At 42.2% G+C, this 20505-nt stretch carries 19 protein-coding genes and 1 pseudogene; 9 read left to right on the plus strand and 11 right to left on the minus strand.

Annotated elements, in window-relative coordinates; all coding sequences use genetic code 11:
- Positions 1 to 137 precede the first annotated feature (137 nt).
- The 3 genes from recJ to xerD form a co-directional block, all read right to left on the minus strand.
- A complete protein-coding gene (recJ, locus tag CWC29_RS11815) occupies positions 138 to 1871 on the minus strand; it encodes a single-stranded-DNA-specific exonuclease RecJ (RefSeq protein WP_138523276.1) in 1734 nt (577 codons plus the stop codon).
- 102 nt (positions 1872 to 1973) lie between these two features.
- Positions 1974 to 2711: a bifunctional protein-disulfide isomerase/oxidoreductase DsbC gene (gene dsbC, locus CWC29_RS11820; protein ID WP_128725894.1), complete on the minus strand. Its 738-nt coding sequence runs from the start codon at positions 2709 to 2711 to the stop codon at positions 1974 to 1976.
- A 98-nt stretch (positions 2712 to 2809) separates the two neighbouring features.
- Entirely contained in the window at positions 2810 to 3733 is a 924-nt protein-coding gene (xerD, locus tag CWC29_RS11825) for a site-specific tyrosine recombinase XerD (protein WP_128725895.1), read from the minus strand.
- Positions 3734 to 3813: 80 nt separating this feature from the next.
- Here xerD and fldB point away from each other — a divergent pair, with 80 nt between their 5' ends.
- Positions 3814 to 4338: a flavodoxin FldB gene (gene fldB / locus CWC29_RS11830; protein WP_128725896.1), complete on the plus strand. Its 525-nt coding sequence runs from the start codon at positions 3814 to 3816 to the stop codon at positions 4336 to 4338.
- A 103-nt stretch (positions 4339 to 4441) separates the two neighbouring features.
- On the opposite strand, the gene CWC29_RS11835 is transcribed toward fldB, so the two are convergent.
- Positions 4442 to 5143: a tRNA1(Val) (adenine(37)-N6)-methyltransferase gene (locus CWC29_RS11835; protein ID WP_138523278.1), complete on the minus strand. Its 702-nt coding sequence runs from the start codon at positions 5141 to 5143 to the stop codon at positions 4442 to 4444.
- Between the two features lie 67 nt (positions 5144 to 5210).
- On the opposite strand from CWC29_RS11835, the gene srmB reads away from it, so the two are divergent.
- A complete protein-coding gene (gene srmB, locus CWC29_RS11840) occupies positions 5211 to 6437 on the plus strand; it encodes an ATP-dependent RNA helicase SrmB (RefSeq protein WP_138523280.1) in 1227 nt (408 codons plus the stop codon).
- 365 nt (positions 6438 to 6802) lie between these two features.
- On the opposite strand, the gene CWC29_RS11845 is transcribed toward srmB, so the two are convergent.
- From CWC29_RS11845 to CWC29_RS11855, 3 genes are all read right to left on the minus strand, one after another.
- Positions 6803 to 7273, minus strand: a complete 471-nt coding sequence (locus tag CWC29_RS11845; protein ID WP_138523282.1) for a hypothetical protein — start codon at positions 7271 to 7273, stop codon at positions 6803 to 6805.
- Positions 7274 to 7398: 125 nt separating this feature from the next.
- On the minus strand, positions 7399 to 8322 hold the full coding sequence (locus tag CWC29_RS23740) for an HNH endonuclease (protein ID WP_235956570.1): 924 nt from the start codon (positions 8320 to 8322) through the stop codon (positions 7399 to 7401).
- A 55-nt stretch (positions 8323 to 8377) separates the two neighbouring features.
- Positions 8378 to 8959 carry a class I SAM-dependent DNA methyltransferase gene (locus CWC29_RS11855; RefSeq protein WP_128725900.1) on the minus strand — a complete coding sequence of 194 codons (582 nt, stop codon included), beginning with the start codon at positions 8957 to 8959 and terminating at the stop codon, positions 8378 to 8380.
- Positions 8960 to 9145: 186 nt separating this feature from the next.
- On the opposite strand from CWC29_RS11855, the pseudogene CWC29_RS11860 reads away from it, so the two are divergent.
- Positions 9146 to 10026 (plus strand): annotated as a pseudogene (locus CWC29_RS11860) (transposase).
- Between the two features lie 237 nt (positions 10027 to 10263).
- On the opposite strand, the gene CWC29_RS11865 reads toward CWC29_RS11860, so the two are convergent.
- The 3 genes from CWC29_RS11865 to CWC29_RS11875 all read right to left on the minus strand — a co-directional run bounded on the left by CWC29_RS11865 (position 10264) and on the right by CWC29_RS11875 (position 13341).
- Positions 10264 to 11112 carry a DUF3859 domain-containing protein gene (locus CWC29_RS11865; protein ID WP_138524702.1) on the minus strand — a complete coding sequence of 283 codons (849 nt, stop codon included), beginning with the start codon at positions 11110 to 11112 and terminating at the stop codon, positions 10264 to 10266.
- Positions 11113 to 11526: 414 nt separating this feature from the next.
- Positions 11527 to 12009: a YbaK/EbsC family protein gene (locus tag CWC29_RS11870; RefSeq protein WP_138524700.1), complete on the minus strand. Its 483-nt coding sequence runs from the start codon at positions 12007 to 12009 to the stop codon at positions 11527 to 11529.
- Positions 12010 to 12201: 192 nt separating this feature from the next.
- Entirely contained in the window at positions 12202 to 13341 is a 1140-nt protein-coding gene (locus tag CWC29_RS11875) for an EAL domain-containing protein (protein ID WP_138524698.1), read from the minus strand.
- A 133-nt stretch (positions 13342 to 13474) separates the two neighbouring features.
- On the opposite strand from CWC29_RS11875, the gene CWC29_RS11880 reads away from it, so the two are divergent.
- The gene (locus CWC29_RS11880; RefSeq protein WP_235956571.1) at positions 13475 to 14389 is read left to right on the plus strand and encodes an ABC1 kinase family protein; all 915 of its coding nucleotides are present in this window, start codon (positions 13475 to 13477) and stop codon (positions 14387 to 14389) included.
- Positions 14390 to 14753: 364 nt separating this feature from the next.
- On the opposite strand, the gene CWC29_RS11885 is transcribed toward CWC29_RS11880, so the two are convergent.
- The gene (locus CWC29_RS11885; RefSeq protein WP_138524990.1) at positions 14754 to 15785 is read right to left on the minus strand and encodes an IS110 family RNA-guided transposase; all 1032 of its coding nucleotides are present in this window, start codon (positions 15783 to 15785) and stop codon (positions 14754 to 14756) included.
- Positions 15786 to 15874: 89 nt separating this feature from the next.
- On the opposite strand from CWC29_RS11885, the gene CWC29_RS11890 reads away from it, so the two are divergent.
- From CWC29_RS11890 to CWC29_RS11910, 5 genes are all read left to right on the plus strand, one after another.
- Positions 15875 to 16285, plus strand: a complete 411-nt coding sequence (locus tag CWC29_RS11890; RefSeq protein WP_138524908.1) for an AarF/ABC1/UbiB kinase family protein — start codon at positions 15875 to 15877, stop codon at positions 16283 to 16285.
- A 246-nt stretch (positions 16286 to 16531) separates the two neighbouring features.
- Entirely contained in the window at positions 16532 to 17206 is a 675-nt protein-coding gene (locus CWC29_RS11895; protein ID WP_138524910.1) for a response regulator transcription factor, read from the plus strand.
- A 1-nt stretch (position 17207) separates the two neighbouring features.
- Positions 17208 to 18584 carry a sensor histidine kinase gene (locus CWC29_RS11900; RefSeq protein WP_138524912.1) on the plus strand — a complete coding sequence of 459 codons (1377 nt, stop codon included), beginning with the start codon at positions 17208 to 17210 and terminating at the stop codon, positions 18582 to 18584.
- A 127-nt stretch (positions 18585 to 18711) separates the two neighbouring features.
- Complete coding sequence (locus CWC29_RS11905) at positions 18712 to 19068, plus strand: DUF1800 domain-containing protein (RefSeq protein WP_138524914.1); 357 nt, start codon at positions 18712 to 18714, stop codon at positions 19066 to 19068.
- Complete coding sequence (locus CWC29_RS11910) at positions 18972 to 20504, plus strand: DUF1800 domain-containing protein (RefSeq protein ID WP_138524916.1); 1533 nt, start codon at positions 18972 to 18974, stop codon at positions 20502 to 20504. The genes CWC29_RS11905 and CWC29_RS11910 overlap by 97 nt, the downstream gene beginning before the upstream one ends.
- The last annotated feature ends 1 nt before the right edge of the window (position 20505 follow it).

The following is a 20505-nucleotide window of genomic DNA, read 5'->3' on the forward strand; positions in this document are numbered from 1 at the left end:
TGCGAATTCACACAAACAGGCCTGACAACGGGTCAGACCATAGATTTAAGCGACCAATAGTATCAAATAATAACCGCGCTTAGCATCCCTTAAAGTGAGAATTTTGGGAGTTTTTTAACAAACTCAGTCGCACACCTCTATTTATTCGGCTGCGCCTGAAGTTCACGCACAATGAGCTGCAAATTATATTTACCACGAAACTCATTAATATCTAATTGATAAGCAAATAACGCATGGGTTGCCTGGAGATTAGGCCAAGCCCGAACGTCAACGTTAAATGCTATCGCATCAACCAATCGGCCCGAGCGATGCTTAAGCACGAGTTTTAGATGTTTGTCACCAACAATACGTTGCTGCACCAGCTCAAATACATCCTGAAATACCGGTTCATTAAATTGCTGCCCCCACGGACCTGCCTGCTGTAGTTCAAAAGCAAAATCCATGGTAAAGCAATCGCCCGGCAGCTCACCGTCCGTCAACAGAATGCTTTGCTTTGCTTCTTCGCTCAGCGTCGCACTGACGTTCTGTTCAAATACCTGTTTAAACCGCGCAAATTCAGACTCTAAAACGGTCAGTCCTGCTGCCATCGCATGACCACCGAATTTTACAATTAATTCTGGATACTGAGTGTTTATAGATTCTAAGAGGTCGCGCATGTGTAGACCTTCAATAGAACGACATGAGCCCTTGATCTCGCCGTTGTCGCCTTGTGCAAAAATAATACACGGGCGGTGATATTTTTCTTTTAAGCGTCCCGCTAGAATACCTATCACACCTTGATGCCAATCATCTTGATACAAACACAAGGCATCTGGTACTTCTTGGCTTTTAAGTACCAAGCGCTCCAATACGGTTTGTGCTTCTTGCTGCATACTTTGCTCAATCTCGCGTCGCTCTATATTTAGACTATCGAGCTCAGACGCAATACGGCGAGCTTGGTTAATGTCTTTCGATAACAAGCAAGCAATACCTAAACTCATATCGTCAAGACGCCCCGCGGCATTGAGTCTTGGCGCTAACGCAAAGCCAAAATCACTGGCACTTAATCTTGCATTATTACGGTTAGAAACCTCGATAAGCGCTTGGATCCCTGGTCGCGTTTGACCACTGCGGATCCGCGCGAGCCCCTGGTGTACCAAAGTGCGGTTATTCGCATCCAAAGCCACAACGTCAGCCACGGTCCCTAGGGCAACAATATCTAATAATGCCGCCAAATTTGGCATCGCGATATTTTGCTCCACAAAATAATTTTGTGCCCGTAAATAATGCCTCAGCGCTATCAGCAGATAAAAGGCAACCCCAACGCCCGCGATAGACTTAGACGGGAAATCGCAGTCAACACGATTTGGATTAACAATCACATCGGCACACGGCAACTCATCGCCTTGTAAATGGTGATCGGTAACAATCACCTTTATACCCGCTTGCTTCACGATTTCGACACCGCGAATGCAGGAAATACCGTTATCTACGGTGATCACCAAATCAGGCTTTATGGCGACGATTTGCTCGGCCAATGCTGGGCTTAGGCCATACCCCAAGCTAAATCTATCCGGCACGAGGTAATCCACACGCTGAAAACCAAACTGAGGCAACCCCTCCATTAACACGGCAGTGCTCGTTGCGCCATCAGCGTCAAAGTCACCAACAATCAACACTTGTTGTTGCAAAGAAAGTGCTTCAGCCAGAATTTGGCTTGCAAGCTCGATGTCTTTAAATAATTTAAAATCGTGTAAAGTTGCGGCGCTATTGTCTAGTTCAACAACCGACTTAACCCCTCTGGCAGCATAAAGCTGCTTGATCACGGGATGCAGGGAAGTCGGTAAATGGCTGTCATCAACTCGCTCTCTTGGTTTAATTTCTGTATGCATACTTTTTCACAAAACAAAAAAGGCCAAAATGGCCTTTTATATTCTTTAATCTTGCTATCTTATCGAGTTCTCAATACGAACTCCATCACCAAGCGTGAGTCATTATGACTTAGGGCTATTTGCGTCTAGCATTTGTGCAATAGCTGCTGCAGGTTGATAACCTGGAATCATTGAACCATCTTCAAGAATGATCGCAGGCGTTCCTGAAATACCAAAACTTTGCCCAAGCTGATAGTGTTCTGCAATTGGTGCATGACAGCTTTCGACTGTTTTCACTTCACCGCCAGCTTTCGCCTCAGTAAGTGCAGCCGCGGCGTCTTTTGCACACCATACGTTTTTCAAATCTTCATAGCCTGAGCCACGTAAGCCACCACGCGGGAAAGCTAGGTATTTCACGGTAATACCCGCCGCTAAGTAATCTTCTAGTTCACGGTGAAGTTTGCGGCAGTAGCCACAAGTAATATCTGTGAATACCGTAATTTGATGTTTTTCATTTTCCGCTTTATAGACGATCATGGAGTCTTCGTACTCAGCAATACCTTTCTGGCGTACATCGCTCAACGCGTCTTCAGTGATATTACGACGGTTATCAAGATCGATCATAGTGCCCTGAATCAGGTATTTACCATCAGCACTTGAATAAAGTACCCCTTTATCTGTGATCACTGTTTTTAAGCCAGCAAGCGGACTATCTTTGATTTGCTTAACCGTTATACCTAGTCCGCTAAATTGCGTCGTAATTGGGTCTACTTGTGCCGTTGGTGCGACAGGACCCTCAACTTGTTCAGCGAAAGCGCCAAAGCTCAATGCCAGTGAAGCGGCAACAATTAATTTTTTCATTATGTTCTCTCTAAACCTGTTATTTGAGGGGAGCACTCGCCCCTTTGTGTTACCCACTAAGACCGGAATAACCATAAATAATTCCCAAGCAACACAAATTAAGCTCTTGGGTGATGCTGCTGATGCAACGTCTTTAAACGTTCACTAGCAACATGTGTATAAATTTGAGTCGTCGACAAGTCGCTATGGCCAAGCATCATCTGTACAACTCGCAAGTCAGCGCCATGATTCAATAAATGTGTTGCAAAAGCATGACGTAACGTATGTGGCGATAACGGCGACTTTACGTCTGCCAAAATAGCATAGTGTTTTATCCGATGCCAAAAAGTTTGTCGTGTCATACCTATACCGCGCTTGGATGGAAAGACAAAATCGGTAGCATGCTTGATCATTAAGCCCCGCCCTTTTTTGAGAAATTGTTCAATCCAATGCAATGCTTCTTCACCCATCGGCACTAAGCGTTCTTTGCCGCCCTTACCACGCACAAGTACAACAGCTTGTCTCATATTGACTTGTTCCATTCTTAGCCCAACCAACTCAGTCACGCGCAATCCTGTAGCATACAAGAGTTCAAGCATAGCCTTATCTCTCAGTCCCATCGGGTCATCACAATCAGGGGCATTGAGCAAGGCTTCAACTTCCTGCTCTGACAAGGTTTTTGGCAACGACTGTGTTGTTTTAGGTTGCGCAATAGTATCCAGCGGCGATTGCGCGATTTGTTTTTCTCGCAGCCAATATAAATAAAATCTCTTCAATGCACTGATAGCTCGCGCGTTACTCTTTGCTTTTAAGCCCTTGTCTATTCTGTGTGCCAAATAAGCCTCAACGTCCTGACTTGTGATCTCCAGTAAAGAAGACACAGAGGTTTCTGCTTTTATAAATAAGAGAAACTTTTCAAGGTCGCTGCGATAGGCTGCAATAGTATTTTCACTGAGCCCTTGCTCCAAAAATAGCGCATCTAAAAAGGCTTCTATATATTGTGGATCGGACAGTGTATGGGAAGTTGCTTGGTGTTCGCTCACAGAGTACCTGTATTAATTATTAACGTCATGATGTAGACTTGCCACCTATAATACCAGTCAAATTGAAAGTGATAAATACAATGCAAATTGGGTTATTTTACGGCTCGACAACATGTTACACAGAAATGGCCGCAGAAAAGATTCAAGAAATCATCGGCAAAGACACAATTACCTTATTTAATATTAAGGACGAGCCGCTAAAACAAGCAGAACAGTTTGACTTCCTCATTTTTGGTATTTCCACATGGGACTTCGGCGAACTTCAAGAAGACTGGGAGTCTCATTGGGACGATATCGACAGTGTTGACCTTAGCAACAAAGTGATAGCGCTATTCGGCATGGGTGACCAACAAGGCTATGGTGAATGGTTTCAAGATGCACTAGGCATGCTACATGAAAAAATTGCCCCACAAGGCGTCACCTTTTTAGGTTACTGGCCAAATTCAGACGAGTATGAATTTGAAGCGTCAAAAGCACTTACCGAAGATAAAAGTCAGTTTGTTGGTCTGGCACTAGATGAAGACAGTCAATACGATAAAAGCGACGAACGTATCGCAACTTGGATAGAGCAAATCATGACGGAATATACTGAGTTAGCGCTTTAACCTTTCGATGAGTTAGCACACTACCAATTGCATTAACTCTGAAACCTATTTGAAAGTTGGAATAGTTCATTTACGTAATGCAATTGGTGTAACGCATTGGCATCTACATTTTTAAATAAAACGCATGGCATAATCTAACATACTCTTTCGTATATTGATTATTTGAGTCATAAATCACCAATACCTCTTCACTGACGCTTTCATAACGCGCTTTGCCTAGCAACATCAAGCGCCTTGAAGGTACTTTATTCGGTGTTGTGTGAATAATACAACTAGCTGCAAGCCCCAGATTTCTTTTTTCTAATAGCTGCTGAAATAGCAAGCTCTCTTCATAGGGTAAAATTACCGCAAGTTGCCCAGCAACCGTCGTAAACTTTTCGAAGGCATCAAGCAAAGCATCAAAACTTAGGCTGTCCGTGTGTCTCGCTCTATTTCTCGCTTGATTTTCTCCTTTCAAACTCGCGTTGAAGTAAGGTGGGTTTGATACCATGAGGTCAAAGCGCAGCTCGCTATCAAACTCTTGTATTGCACAGCGATGTAGCTCAATATCAGGCCACGGGCTGTGCTTGATATTAAATTCTGCATCCTTTAACGCAGCGTCATCAAGCTCAACTGCATGAACTTTGCTAATTGGACTCCGCTGTTTACACATCAATGCGATAAGTCCAGTTCCCGTTCCGACATCAATAATCCGGTTGGCTTCAGCGAGTGGAACCCACGCGCCAAGCAAAATACCATCAGTTGAAACCTTCATTGCCGCATGATGCTGAGTCACCGAAAATTGTTTAAATGCAAACTGAGACATCCTATACCTTTGAGAAAATGCAATAGCAACGTATAATTCCGCTATTGTCCTTTATTTGTGATGCAATATGCAATTTACTGAATTTGATTTAGACAGCAAGCTGATTAGTGCGATTAAAAAAATGGGGTTCGATACTCCCACCAGCATTCAACAGATGGCTATTCCTGAAGCGCTAATTGGCCGAGATATTCTCGCCAGCGCACCAACCGGTACGGGTAAAACCGCTGCATTCTTGATCCCTGCGATTCAGTATTTGCTTGATTTCCCTCGCAAAGAGCCCGGCTTTGCCCGCGTACTTATCATGACGCCAACGCGTGAACTTGCCTATCAAATACACGAGCAATGTGAACTCCTTGCCGCAGGTGTTAACCTTAAAATAGGTGTGGTAACTGGCGGTATTAATTACGGCAGTCACAAAGAAATCTTCGAAAAGAACAATGATATCCTCATCGCAACGCCTGGTCGTTTGATGGAATATCTTGAAACCGAGAACTTCCACGCAGAAAACGTTGAGCTACTGATCTTAGATGAAGCGGATCGCATGCTAGACATGGGCTTTCGAAAAGAAATGCTACGTATTTGCTCTGAAGCGGTTAACCGTCGTCAGTGCTTTTTGTTCTCTGCAACCCTTGAGGGCGAAAGCGTTGAGAAGTTTGCTGAACGTATATTACAAGACCCAGCACTACTTGAAGCCACGCCATCACGAAAAGAAAAAGGTAAAATCCATCAGTGGGTTCATCTCGCAGATAACTACGAGCACAAGGTTAACCTATTAGCGCAGTTGCTCGATGATGAAGAAGTCACTAAAGCCGTTGTGTTTGTTAAAACCCGCGAAAGACTTGAAACACTGGTGGGCGAGCTATTTGCAAAAGGCATTAAAACCACCTGGCTACGTGGTGAAATGCCACAAGACAAACGCATGGCTGCGATGGCAAGTTTTCACAGTGGCAAGACCAATATCTTAGTGGCAACAGATGTTGCAGCCCGTGGTATTGACGTTGCTGATATCAGCCACGTATTTAACTTTGATATGCCACGCACTGCGGATATTTATGTACACCGCATCGGTCGTACTGGCCGCGCTGGTAAAAAAGGCACTGCGGTTTCTTTGGTTGAAGCTCACGATGTTGAGGTTTTAGGAAAGGTTGAGCGTTACACCGACCAAAAACTTAAGCGCCGTGTAATTAAAGGTCTTGAACCTAAACATAAAGAAGCAAAAGCACCGAAGAAGAAAAAAGACCCGGTGAAAATCAAGGCGAAAAAGAAAGCCGCCAAGGTTAAAAAGAAAAAATAACCCAAAAAACCAGCGTCAATACGCTGGTTTTTTTATGCTAATTTGGGCAAGAGCTAATGTGAGTAAACCTTAACTTGCTCTGTTAGATTTGACTGGTAGAACTTAGTTAAATCTAACGTCGTATATGTGCCAATAGCGAGCGGTGGTAACGCCGCATTAAGTATTTACTTCACTTTCTCAGCTTCGATATTAATAGTGATGGGTGTGACTTATTTTTATCCTCATTTTTATCTCTGACATACTCCAATGGTGGTTGGTCGTCGAACAACATAACAAGCTTAGTTTTTAACACCTTGTTATTAATGAGGCTTTCAATCTATTTTATCAGAAGCTGTTTTTTGTTTAACGGCCTTGCTATAAGTACGTTATTTTCTAGCTTTACCAGCTTCTAAAATTGGGAGTCCAGCTTCTGTTGGTATATAAATGCGCTCTCCTTTACCATCTTGTAGCCCTTTTATCCAAACGTAACGCAGATAAGCTTCGTTGCCTTTAAGCGACTCACCAATAATTTTATTAGCTTCAGCGGCAGCCTTTGCACGTTCGATATCAGCCTGGCCTTCAGCTTTAGCTTGGACGATTTTCGCCTCACCTTCTGCTTGAGCTAAAGTGACTCGCGCTTTAGCTTGCATCAAAGCTGCCTGCTCTCTCGCTTTGGCTTCTTCAATTAGAATTTGCTTACTCCACTCAGCTTCTTTCAGAGCAGCGATACCATTCATTTCTAGTTTATAAACTTTGTACTTTGGCCATGCCCAGAGCGCTAGGACAATTAGAATTACAAAAAATAACACCGAAGCAACAAGGCCGCCAAAAGCAATTGCATTTCTATTTGGGTGCACGATTTCTCCTAGTACTTATAACGCTTGTCGTAAACGACACAAAATAGCAGGCTAAAATTAGCAACTAAGGGATGCAAGCCTGCTGTTTTGCATCTCTTGTTTAAAGCGTTCGTGTTATTACGGTATTATTTCGATTCTACAGCTAGTTTTAATTTTCTAATATCGTCAGGAAAAGCAACCAAGTGCATTTTTCGATGACAGTTAGGGCAAAGAGCAACTACATTGTCGACAGTATCTAATCCCCCCTTTGACAGCCATTTTATATGGTGAACTTCAAGGAACCAGCGGCCCATTTTTGATTTAAATGGTCCTTTTTGATTACACAAATCACAATAACCACCGGCACGCCTGAGAGCAAACTCTTTAACATACTCACTACGTTCATAAGTAGTGCTTGCTGTCTTTGCTCGCTTGGGTGTTTTTCTCTTTGGGTTTTCGTTGAGAATGCGATTTAATAAGTCATCGTCTGTAAGGAAAGTAGCTTCTGTAAGCTCTCCAGACCTAATTGCTTCTTTAAAGCTGGCAATTATTTGTAAAAACTTATATAGATTCGTGATAAAATTCTCGTCTTCAACAAAGCCAACCATTATGGCTTTATCCACATCCACACCTGTCATTACTTCAGTTAATTCATAAGATGAGCATTTTAGAAAAGCCTGTTTACCTACCCCTTTACACCCTCCACCAAGACCTCCTCTATGAAAAAGAGCCACCTTTCCATTCTCACTCTTTGCAAAAAAACCAGCTACTTTTCGATTAACTCTGTTCGTAGGGATGTTTATCTCGACTACTATATTATTAGATTTTTTATCACTTAAACTTTCCGTAAGTCCAAAACCATTCCAATACCGAGGAGACTTCTCCTCACCATCTATTTCGTAATGTAAAAACCAAAAATCATTATTGTAATGTATCTCTTTGTCTTTCCAACTCCCCCCGGGAAAACCGATATTAAAGCGCCCTTTGTTCGAAAGACTGTTCTTTAATACTCTTTCAAGAAGTAATTGACATTCCTTGATTTCGGCCAAATCTGTTACTGTTTTAAACAACTTATGTACTCCCTTAAAAATAGCGTTCTAACGCAGCAGATCGGGTATGAACTTGCTATGCATTGCATGCTATTCCCATTAATACATGCATAGTGCCTTTTTCACTTGCTAACGAAAACTCTTCGGTAACACGTACAAGTGAAAGACCTACATTTGTATAGGCACTTTTTATCATGTCTTCGGTAAAGCCAAAATCACCATCTTCATTGGCTCGTTTCCAATCCCACTGGACAAATGTCCCTCCTTCTTTTAGAAGAAGCTTAAGCTCAGACAACGTTTTCTCATAATCTGGAACAAAAGCACAAACGGATGACGCAATAATTAAATCAAAACCGGGCTCAAAAATAGGATGGTTGATTGAGTCTCTTGAAATTTCGCACGATAGTGAGTTTACATTATGAATATTCTTGTTCTTTAAAACTTCAATCATTTTCGGTGAGGGATCAATAGCAACAACTGAAGATGCGACACGAGCTACTTTTTCAGTTAGTTGCCCTGTTCCACAACCAAAATCTAAAACATTTTTGCCTTCCAGACTTGTAAATTTAGTTAACGAGTCAAAAGCTTTTTTTGAATATTCGACCACATCTGGATCTGTATCCCAGTCATCAGCATAATCATCCCAACTATCACTCATTATATTCTCCTGTATTCCAAATGATTCACGGCTGCATAAGCCGTTGCAACTAGCCAAAACTAGTTGGCTAAAATTTTGTGGGGCACGAACAAAGCCAACAACAATTACCTCCCCCCCTAACTTGTACCTTCCTCAGATACCGCCTAAGCGTTAATCCCGCTCTCAAAGGATTGAGGAAACCAAACTATGGCAACAGCCCGTAAAAAACAAATCAGTTTAACTAACATCAAATATTATCACTGTATCTCCCGCTGCGTAAGACGCGTATTTTTATGTGGTAAAGATAAATTTACCGGAAAATCATACGAACACCGCCGGGATCGGGTTGAAGAAAAGCGCCTGATGTTTGGCTCCGTTTTTTATTGATGTCTGTGCTTATGCCGCGATGAGTAATCATTCACATTGTTTTATACGTTGATGCAAGACAGGCTAAGCGCTTATCGGATAAATCAGTTGTGACACGGTGGCACAAGCTGTTTAAAGGTAATAGGGTAAGCCAAAAATTTACTGAAGGTGAGTCACTCAGCGAATCGGAGCAATTGATATTCAATGAACATGTCGCCAAGTACAGAGAAAGGCTAACTGGTTTTGAGAAGGACAGTTTAAATCCCACGCATTACTAGACGAGGCTGCATTGACTGCTTGTCTCGCTTACGTAGACCTAAGCCAATATTGCCGCAACGCCTGAAACCTCAGACTACACCAGCATCAAAGAACGAATCGACCATGCAAAGCTGGGAAAACAATCAAAAAGTCTGTTACGTTTTGCGGGCAGCCCACGAAAACGCATGCCTAAAGGCCTGCCCTTTGAAATTAAATCTTATATTGAATTGGTTGAACTCACAGGCCAATGTATTCGCGCCGACAAGCGAGGCTATATCTTTAAGTCTCAACCCATACTCATTCCACTTAATATAGAGCCTGAGAACTGGATAAAACTCACTACGCAGTTTTCTCGGGTATTCCACGGTGCTGTTGGTCGAGAGCGAACAATAACCGCTTACTGCGAAACACTGCAAAAACGACGACGGACAAACCTAACAAACTGCGAGCGGTTGTTGGCTTAGCAGAGCAAGCTTTTCAATTCTAAATTTCTAACTATTGTGTTTGCAGAGCGTTGTCGTGCGCGATAACCCAGTTTTAGTAAATAGATGCCCATGAGTACCAGTCCTTTATAAATTGCCTTCAAAACTTGATTATAAAGAACTTCTAGCTTAGACAAACCACCCCAACATACAAGTTGGGATGTGTAATTTGGAAGCTGAGGTGGGTGTCCTCGTTAAACTCTATGAACTAAGTCGGGGTTAATTAAACCGATTTACTTCAATACAGCTATCCATATCTTTTAAATCACAACCTTTATGATAAAACGCATCACGTTTTTCAGGAGTCGTTGCCATTTTTGCTGCTTGGCGGCAGCCTGAAATATCACCAAGTTCACAGCTTTTTGCATAGTATAATGCCGCGCCTTCTTTATCTCGTATACGCTCTAGACCACGCCATGCAAAGTTATAACATGCTTGCGCATCATTGTTCGTACAACATGCCGTATTTGCTTGCTGCAAAGCACTTGGAAACTTATCAATTTCGACTTGGCAAACTTGAGTCACTTTTTTCGGCATCTTTGGTGGCACACTTACAAAAAAGTTTTTGGTCGCGATTTCTTTGTGTTGGTAGGTAACAGATATAGTCCATTTGCCGTTAACAAGCTCATTCGGACTTTCAAACTTCCACATCGCAAAATTATCACGACCAAAATATAATGTATCTTTCCATGAAGAGGTTGTTTCTGGTTTTCCATTGATCATGATCTCAGGATGCACAACCGTTACGGTAACTGGTACTTTAACCGCGACATAGCCCGTACTGTTTGGGTTTTCAGTCGTGCTATTTATTAGTTGATTCACTCGATAGCTAAAGCCAAAGAAGTTTCCTAACTCAGCAGGTATGGCAAAGCCTTTTTTGAACTCATACCCTACAAGTTGGTTGTTTTGAAAAAGAGGTTGTGCATGGCCTGACTTTTTAATTTCAGCACTGCCAAGCTCTATTGTATTTTTAACTACTTCTGTGCTTTCAGAGTTAGAAGAGGTTTTACAACCGGAAATAAAAATCGCTAATGTCGCCAAAAGGAGGGAAATGATGGTCTTTTTCATAATTTAATCCTTAAAAAAATTGGCGCATTCTAAAATAATTAAAAAGACATAGTAAAACTATTGTTTTGTAAAAATAAAATTTAAATTAACACCATTACCAATCAAAAAGTTCACTTTATTAACTTTAACTTTTATTAAATTTTAAGATTAAATTAATTATTTACAAATTCAATAAAACTAGATTCTTTATAATTTAAAAAGGTAAAAAGCTATATTTTTAAATATCCCCTACTTACCATAGAAGAGCATCTTCCCCAGACTCGCAACGTTTTTTCATTTTAATAGACCGAATGCAAGCAACTCAAAGAAAAAGGTCATCAAAAATTCATACCTTTATCGGATCAGCGCAAATAAATATCAAGAAAGGCGCTTGCATTAATCAGTGGTATATACCCTCATAGCTATTTGTCACGTTTATTTTGCTAAATCTATCCATTGACCCTTAGTAAGTTCACTTAACTTCTGCGGATTTAGTTTAAATACGGAATTGGGGGTTCCCGCCGCGGCCCAAATCTCCGCATACCGATTTAAGTCTTCGTCTAATATTGTATGAACTGATGAATGATGAGCGACTGGTGGTACACCGCCTATTACATAACCAACTTTTTCACGTACAAAATCCGCATCAGCTTTGGTAAGTGTAATACCTGTCGCTTTTTTAACTTTGTCAGCGCATACCATGTTAGAACCAGAAGCGACAACGAGTACTGCTTCACCGGTTTCTCCATGTTTGAATATTAGTGACTTTGCGATTTGAGCAACTGAACATCCGATAGATGCTGCGGCATCTGAAGCTGTACGAGTTGAGCTAGGCATTTCCTGAACTACAAAGTCTTGACCATTTTTGGACAAAAACTCCTGCACTTTCATCGATGCAGGCTTCAATTCCTTTAACATGTATTCGTAACCTCATTAATTAAACCTTAAATATAACACTGTCTAAAAATCACACTGGATTGTAGCAAAGTAAATTGATAGGTAGATGCAAGATAACTTTTCATCTTAATTATTTTATTTAGATTCCGGCACCTTTTATGAATGGAATACTGCTAGGGCTGCCTTAATAAACTCCCCGTCCTTCCTTACCTATCACAAGGTATCAAACTTGTGAGCTGCGTTCGATAGGGACTTCACTCCTTGTGTTATTTCGTCTTCGAGGTTGTTGGACAACCGTGCACTTAGTGCCGAAGGTTTTGCAAAATAATAGCCTTGTAAAAAATCAGCCCCTATTTCCCGAAGGACTTTGGCTTCATGTTGGCTTTCGACCCCTTCAGCAATGACTTCGATACCGTTTTCATGAGCAAGCTGAATTAGGTGAGACACAATGCTCCTTTTGTGTTGATTGATATCAATGTGCCTGACAAGATCCATATCTATCTTAATATAATCTGGCCTTAGCTGTGCCAACATATTTAAACTCGACCACCCAGAACCAATATCATCCAGTGCAACACCAAAACCACAACTGCGATAGAATGCTAGGATCCCTCTTAAATGATTTACATCCCGAGCTTGGTGCGTCTCTGTTACCTCAAATACAATGTCTTGAGGTTGAAATCCCAGCTCACTAATTGCTGAGGCTGTCGAACGTAAGCAATATGACGGGTCATAAATGCTTGAGGGGTTGAAATTTATAAATATTTTCGAGTTCAAATTCGCTTTAGCGGCATGCTCTACAGCAGACTTTCGTGCAATCAAATCAACAGAAAAGAGCAATCCGCTCTGCTCGGCTAAATTAAAAACGAGGTTTGGCGGAACCATGTTGTTTTCATCATCGAACAATCTAAATAGCGCTTCATTAGCAAACACATCTAGGTTTCCCGGTTCTGAATATGCTCTCACTATGGGTTGAAACCAGCTTTGATATGTCTCATTTTCTATCGCAGTTTTTATCCACCGCGCTTGATAACGGCGAACGAAAGTTTCAACACTGGCGACTCGACTAATTGCATTGATATCTGGATGACCTTCTTGTGCCATGGTTGTCATTTTAGATTGGCCAAATTCTGGACCAGCTAAACAGCCACCAATGTTGTGTAAAAACGTAGAAAGTCCATTTTTATTCACTTGAACCATAATGCATCTATTTGCAACCAACTCGGGATTTAGTGCCATCTCGGTGCACATTTTCAGCAAGTTTTGTTCTGCATTACCTGTCGGTAGGAAAAACCAAAAGTAAGTTGTCTCAAAAAAGTATGACTCAATTGCTTCACAATCTGCGCACCACATATCACCCTCCGTACTTAATGTATTTTGCTTTTTACGAAATGCCCCAACAGTTCGCTCACAAAGAGTGAACTTAATTATAGAAGATGTCGTATTGTTCGCATGTTAAATAAAATGTATCGCCAAGGGTTTCGGTTTGAAAAACAGTTCACGAAAAGTCCCATCATCAAGGTTGAGCCGCCTTGCTCATTTGGGTGGATTGGCAGGTCAAGTTGCATCAAATATGTTATTTGAAGGCGCAAAGCAGGCGCTTCAAGGGCAACCTGTAAAACGAAACGACCTATTGCTACAGAGCAAAAATATTGATGCAGTTGCGAAGAAGCTGAGTCACTTGCGCGGTGCCGCAATGAAGTTAGGACAGTTACTTTCAATGGATGCTGGAGATCTGCTACCGCCGGAGCTTGCCATGCTGCTTACTCACCTGCGCGCAGACGCCATGCCAATGCCACATAAGCAACTTGTTAGTGTGCTAGAACATGAGTTAGGGCATAACTGGCTCGATAAGTTTAGTCATATTGAACTAAAAAGCTTTGCACAGGCGTCGATTGGGCAAGTGCACAAAGCCATCACCGAGAATGGGCAACCTCTTGCAATCAAAATACAATATCCAGGAGTGGCTCAGAGTATTCATAGCGATGTAGACAATGTCGCGAGCCTAATCAAAATGACAGGGCTGCTTCCTAAAGGGATTAATATTGCCCCTTTAATCGAGGAAGCAAAATCGCAGCTTCTCGCGGAGACCAATTACCAATTAGAAGCAAACTATCTACAGCAGTTCGCCAGCGGACTTTCTAAAGACACGCGCTTTAAAGTCCCCGCTGTGCATCAAACGCTAAGCAGCCAGCACATACTGAGTATGGAGTATGTCTGTGGCGAGCCGCTTGCAGAGGCCGTTGCTTTACCACAATCTGTTCGCAATGACATCATGACCGCATTAATTGAGCTTTTCTTTATCGAAATGTTTGAGCTTAAATTGATACAAACAGATCCTAACTTTGGTAACTATTTATATAACAAAGACATATATGGACGCTCTGCTGCTGTCAAGTAATACTCATCCAACAAGGTTGTTTTAACAGCCTTGTTGCTTCTTTTATTTATCTCTCATTTACTATTTGTATGTATTGATAAACAGTCACTTTGAGTCACCCTAAATAAGGTGCTGCTCTGACATATATTCGGGCTTAACTGACTTTCAGCGCCCCTAATGAGTTTCGAACCTAGCCACCCAAAAAGTAGAATACACCCACGCGGCATTGAATGCCTTGCCTATAACGGGTTTAACTAGGTAGGTTTGACCTTTTGTTCATCGTTATGTTTACAGCAATGAGAATATGGCTATCAAGGGCTCATAAACACCCACTCGGGCTCGAGGCCCTTGTCACGACCGGGCTCCTTAATAGCCATAATTTGAGTCATGATTGCGCCTCACTTTGTGTATATTGGGCTTTATAAGGTTCATTTCTTTGTAGCAATATCCACATTAAGCGAGCCAATCGGTGGGCCGTGGCCACCACCGCTTTATTTTTACCGCGACGTTCTACCAATGCGTTGATCCATTTGTTTAAATCATCCTGCTTTTTGTGCGCATGATTGACCACTGTACGGGCACCATGAATGAGTTGTTTTCTTAGATAACGATCACCTCGTTTGGTGATCCCTCCCATCTTCTTGGTTTCACCCGAAGCATATTGACGTGGTGTGATCCCAAGCCACACAGCCAACTCCTTTTTATTAGAAAATGCTTGCCCTTTATCTATTGTGGCACTCAATGCCGATGCGTTGATAATCCCAATTCCGGGGATGGATTGGATAATTTGAGCAGCTTGGCTCTGTTCATTAAACTGCTTAAATTGTGCCTCTACATTTTTAATATTGGCGTCTAACTTTTGCATTTCTTCATAAACGTCTCTGAGGAGTAGATTTAAAGCTCCATGTAAATTACGGTTGAGCAGATCAGCAATGGTTGCACGAAAAGACTTTAAGCTCTTCTTGATGACGATGCCAAATTCAAGTAACAAACCACATGTTTGGTTGATGCAGGCAGTTCGATTATGTATGAGCCGTTCCCGATAACGATGTAGTGCTAGGATTGCTTGTTGATGCTCTGTTTTTACAGGAACAAAGCGAATGTTAGGTCGAAGGCTCGCTTCATAAATCGCCATACAATCATTTTTATCGTTTTTATTGCCACGGACAAAAGGGGTAACATGTTGCGCAGGGATAAGCTGAACTTGGTGCCCAGCTTGTAAGCAGCAGCGCCCCCAATAATGAGACGTTGAGCATGATTCCATAACAACATTACAAGCAGGTAATTGGGTCAATGTTTGCAAGAGCTTTGCTCTATCTAACCTTCTGGAAAAACATTTATTACCTTGCTTATCAAACGATAAAAGTTGGAATACATTTTTTGCTAGATCAATTGAAAGCGTGCTAACGTTATTCATGATGGACTCTCCTAATAACTGTGTTTGCAACTATCAGTTTGGCGCATTGACGCCGATTTGGGAGCGTCCATCTCATCACCCACCAAATCGTGTTATTAGATTTTGGCGCAACACGTATTGTTAGCGACGCTGTTAGTGTTGGGTATAAGAACCTGTTACAGGCAGCGACAGAGCAAAACCGTGAAGCTGTTAAACAGGCCGCATGTGACATTGGATATTTTGATACTGATATTGCACCCGAGTACTGTAACGCAGTTATTGAGCTGTTTTTACTTGCAACAACTCCACTTCGGTGTGACGGCCCATTTGATTTTGCTAACAGCCAGCTAAGCAAAGAGATAAGTGAAAAAGGACTGGCTTTAAATAGCCACTCCAACGAGTGGCACACACCACCTGTAGACGCATTATTTATACATCGAAAGCTGGCGGGGTTATATTTAATCGCGGCAAAATTGCAAGCTAAAGTAGACTTAAGCCCACTGCAAAAATACCTCACCTAAGCTGTGGGTAACCAAAACAGCTGCTAGCGTCGAAGCTGACTTTATTGGCATTGTATGATGTCTATCACGCTTTCTTTTCTACCAAGTAATGACAAGGCATCACTCCACTATGGACTGCAAGTCCTAAAATCAAAAAACATAGCCAAAAACCTTATTAGAACGAACACAGCCAATCATACAAAATTGTATTCTGAACACTTTGGAAACTGCGTTATGCTATAGCTAAACAACCAAACAAACCACACAATGAAGATATTGCTCGTAGAAGATGACCACGAGACTGCAGAGTTTATTTGTAATGGCTTAAAGCAAGCTGGAGAATCAGTGGACCATACTCAGTGTCCAAAAGATGCAATAATAAAAGCCTCTACCACCTCATTCGATGCCATTATTTTTGATAGGCTACTGCCGTCGATGGATGGCCTAGACGCAGTAAAAATCCTTCGAGCGAGCAACATCTTAACTCCTATCATTATGCTAACGGCATTGAGTGACACCGCAGCACGGGTTGAAGGCTTGGAAGCTGGTGCAGACGACTACTTAGTTAAGCCCTTTGCGTTTGTCGAGTTACATGCAAGGCTAAAAGCACTGTATCGTCGCAAACCAGCTGCGCAAACCGTGAATGAATTACAAGTTGGCTGTGTAAAACTACTCAGAACGTCAAGGCAAGTATTTAGAGGTGAAAGCGAGATTGAGCTGATGCCAAAAGAGTATCAGATTTTGGAATTTTTAATGCTTCATCCTAATCAACTGGTTACCAAAACGATGCTGCTAGAACACGTGTGGGGGTTTAGTTTTGATCCAAAAACCAGTTTAGTTCAAACACATGTCAGCCGCTTACGTAACAAGTTAGACAAGCCTTTTAACAGTGAAGTTATCAAAACCATTCGTGGCAGTGGCTACTTACTTTCTGAACAATAATATGAAAACGAATACTCAAAAATACCATTTTGTGCTGGCGCTTAAATTTTCTTTTTTATGTTGGGTACTCACATGTGGTCTAGCACTTTTGGTATCGCACTTTGTGTCTCAAAGTGAACAGTCCAGACAACAAACCGAAATGCTTGAACTTATTGAGGAAGCCGTCGAGCTTTACCATAGTGATGGGTTGGAGTCTTTGGTAGAAGTATTTGAGTTAGCAGAAAATGAAACTTGGACCAAAGAAGAAGCGCAGGAGCATTGGCAAGAGGAAGGCTGGCTTATGGCGTTATACCAAAAAGACGTGATAATCGCTGGTGGCGATTTGGGTTTTGAGCGAGCAAATACCTCGAAGTCGCAGCCACAAACTGAAATAGACGAAGAAACACAACTCATTTTTTATCAGGCACAGCAAATCAACGATGGTCTTTATTTACATCTATGGCAGCGCCTTGACCACGATGTTGTTATTGCCCAGAACGCCAGAACCCAGTTTATTGTGTGGCTAGCGATATTTTGCTGGCTGCCGCCTTTGCTCATCTTTGTCTATTTTAGACAAATGCAAGGCAATACCATTACCAAGCTGAGCCAACAACTCTCTTTAGTGGCTAAAGCGCCTGAGCTGCATCGCACCGTCGCAAAAAGCGATGACCCACAGCTGCTACAATTATGCAGTGTGATCAACACGATGCTCGACGAAATTACCAAGCTCCATCACAATATTAAAACAATGTCTGTGGGAGTTGCCCATGACCTTAAAACGCCTCTAACCCGCGTTGCAAACCGATTGCAATCGATGGAGCAAGACATAGACGATCCGGTACAATTAGCCGTTCACCTTGAAAAGGCCTGTGAAGAATTAGAAAAAATCATCTCGACTTTTAATAATTTAATCCGCTTGAATAGTATTGAATCTGGAAAATATCAACAAGGTTTTAAACAGATTGACTTATCAACACTGCTTTTAGATCTAACTGATAGCTTCACTCCGGTTTTTGAAGACGCAGAAAAAACCTTATCCGTCTCGATATTGCCAAATATCAGCTGTTATGGAGATGCGGATTTGCTCGCGCAATTGGTCTGTAACCTGTTAGAAAATGCACTTGAATATACTAATCCAAGGGCGTCTGTATGGATCAGGCTGCAAAGTCACTCATCTGGCGTATTACTACAAATCGGTGATAATGGCCCTGGCATCGCAACATCAGACCAAGCACATATTTTCGAGCGCTTTTATCGTGCCGATACCAGCCGTTCCTCTTCAGGTAATGGGCTCGGGCTTAGCATTGTCAAAGCAATCTGTGACATACATGAGGCTCGGATTTATTTGCTGGAGGGTCAACCGGGCGCTGTATTTAATATTGAAGTGCCAACTCATTAATAGATTGAGCTAAGCTTTGACTTGGTTAGTTTACAATTTTGTATGGTTTCGCACGCAAACTTGTAAAACACTAAAGTCAAAAATCATCCTACACTCATCACTTATCGTTCACTATTTGAGTTAAGTTATGAGATCAGTCATTAAATACTTTTCAGTTTGGTGTGTGTTAACCCTAACAGCGACTGGCTGTGGCGGTGCGCAAGAAACCGAAGTCGCGCAAGCCAATCAGCAGCTCACTGACAACACTGAAATTACCGAGCCATCGCAACCTATTGCAGTGGATAATGTGTTTGCAACACCACAAAGTACGGCCTCGTTTTTACACCAAACGACTTTTGGCGCTACACCACAACAGCTCAACACACTTGTCGGCACGTCTGCCTCTAAATGGTTCATAGACCAAATAGCACTAAAACCAAGCTTGAAAATGAGCTCAGTTGCAAAATATACCCCGAAGATGGCGGTTTTAATACGCTCTTCGTAGAGTCAACAAGTATTGGGTTTTGGCAAGATGCCATCACTGGCGAAGATCAGCTGCGTCAGCGAGTTGCTTTTGCTTTATCTGAGATTTTGGTGGTTTCTAATGCCGGTGGTGACGAACTCACTGACATCCCAGCAGCAGTAGCACGATTTCAAGATATACTTATCGAACACGCCTTTGGCAATTATCGAGAGCTGATTGAGGCGGTGACTTACTCACCCGCGATGGGAACTTACTTAACATATTTAGGAAATCAAAAGGGAGACGAGCAAACTGGCAGGATGCCTGATGAGAATTATGCTCGGGAGATCTTACAGCTCTTTACTTTGGGTCTTGTTGAGTTAAACCCAGACGGTAGCGAGAAACGCGATAGCAATGACCAAGCCATTGAGTTGTATACCAATAAAGATATTACTGGTCTTGCCCGTGTTTTTACTGGGTTAGTGCTTGATGAGTCAGGCGCCGAACAAGCCGCTCAAGAAGAGTACGCGCTACCTATGGTCGGCGACCCTGAACTACATTCGACTAAAGCCAAATCCTTTTTAGGCTACACCATAGCTGCTGGCACCGATGTTAACCAATCAATCACGCTCGCATTAGATCATATCTTTTCGCATCCTAATGTTGGGCCATTTGTGGTTAAGCAGTTAATCCAACGTTTAGTAACATCAAACCCCTCACCTGGCTATGTCGCTCGGGCAGTAGAAAGCTTTGATTCTGGTAGCTACGTATTGCCCGATGGTACCAAAGTGGGCGCTAGCCAACGGGGCGATTTAACCGCAACGATTGCAGCAATTATCTTTGATAAAGAAGCAAGAAACGAGAAAACAGCGCGCAGTGGCAAGTTAAGAGAGCCAATATTAAGATTTACGCAGTGGGCGCGAGCCTTTGAGGTAAAAAATATTACGCCTGAGTATCAAGAGCCACTATGGGATACTCGTTCAGCAAACGCATTAAATCAACACCCCTATCGTTCAAGTAGCGTATTTAATTTTTTTCGCCCAGGTTACAGTGCACCAGGAACGCTAATATCGCAAAATCAACTAGTTGCACCTGAGTTCCAAATTACCAACGCCTCGTCAATTCCGGGTTATATTAACTTTATGACCTATTATATTTTTGGCTATCAACAAGATGTTGATGTAGCTGATTTACAAGCAGATTATGACGCCGAAAATATACCGCTTGATGCTCGTCAAGCTGTTTATAGCTTTCTTGCAGACTATGAATACGAACTCACTTTGGCAGATGACCCAAAAGCGCTATTGGCTCATTTAAACCTACTCCTAAGCGCAGATCAGCTCACTGAGCATACCGTGAATAAGATCACCCAAATTCTTGAGACACTACCAATGGAGGAACCACAAGATAGCCTTATTCGAGTGCAATGGGCGATTTTACTCGTGATGACCTCAGCAGATTATTTGATTCAAAAATAGG

This window comes from Pseudoalteromonas galatheae (assembly GCF_005886105.2).
Taxonomy (GTDB): Bacteria; Pseudomonadota; Gammaproteobacteria; order Enterobacterales; family Alteromonadaceae; genus Pseudoalteromonas; species Pseudoalteromonas galatheae.

What these genes read in the sequence shown, in the direction of transcription:
- dsbC (WP_128725894.1), bottom strand. Translation starts at nt 2,711, where the DNA reads ATGAAAAAATTAATTGTTGCCGCTTCACTGGCATTGAGCTTTGGCGCT.
- CWC29_RS11875 (WP_138524698.1), bottom strand. Translation starts at nt 13,341, where the DNA reads ATGTGGTGCGCAGATTGTGAAGCAATTGAGTCATACTTTTTTGAGACA.
- CWC29_RS11900 (WP_138524912.1), top strand. Translation starts at nt 17,208, where the DNA reads ATGAAAACGAATACTCAAAAATACCATTTTGTGCTGGCGCTTAAATTT.
- fldB (WP_128725896.1), top strand. Translation starts at nt 3,814, where the DNA reads ATGCAAATTGGGTTATTTTACGGCTCGACAACATGTTACACAGAAATG.
- CWC29_RS11895 (WP_138524910.1), top strand. Translation starts at nt 16,532, where the DNA reads ATGAAGATATTGCTCGTAGAAGATGACCACGAGACTGCAGAGTTTATT.
- recJ (WP_138523276.1), bottom strand. Translation starts at nt 1,871, where the DNA reads ATGCATACAGAAATTAAACCAAGAGAGCGAGTTGATGACAGCCATTTA.
- CWC29_RS11905 (WP_138524914.1), top strand. Translation starts at nt 18,712, where the DNA reads ATGAGATCAGTCATTAAATACTTTTCAGTTTGGTGTGTGTTAACCCTA.
- CWC29_RS11910 (WP_138524916.1), top strand. Translation starts at nt 18,972, where the DNA reads ATGGTTCATAGACCAAATAGCACTAAAACCAAGCTTGAAAATGAGCTC.
- CWC29_RS11855 (WP_128725900.1), bottom strand. Translation starts at nt 8,959, where the DNA reads ATGAGTGATAGTTGGGATGATTATGCTGATGACTGGGATACAGATCCA.
- srmB (WP_138523280.1), top strand. Translation starts at nt 5,211, where the DNA reads ATGCAATTTACTGAATTTGATTTAGACAGCAAGCTGATTAGTGCGATT.
- CWC29_RS11865 (WP_138524702.1), bottom strand. Translation starts at nt 11,112, where the DNA reads ATGAAAAAGACCATCATTTCCCTCCTTTTGGCGACATTAGCGATTTTT.
- CWC29_RS11835 (WP_138523278.1), bottom strand. Translation starts at nt 5,143, where the DNA reads ATGTCTCAGTTTGCATTTAAACAATTTTCGGTGACTCAGCATCATGCG.
- CWC29_RS11870 (WP_138524700.1), bottom strand. Translation starts at nt 12,009, where the DNA reads ATGTTAAAGGAATTGAAGCCTGCATCGATGAAAGTGCAGGAGTTTTTG.
- CWC29_RS11885 (WP_138524990.1), bottom strand. Translation starts at nt 15,785, where the DNA reads ATGAATAACGTTAGCACGCTTTCAATTGATCTAGCAAAAAATGTATTC.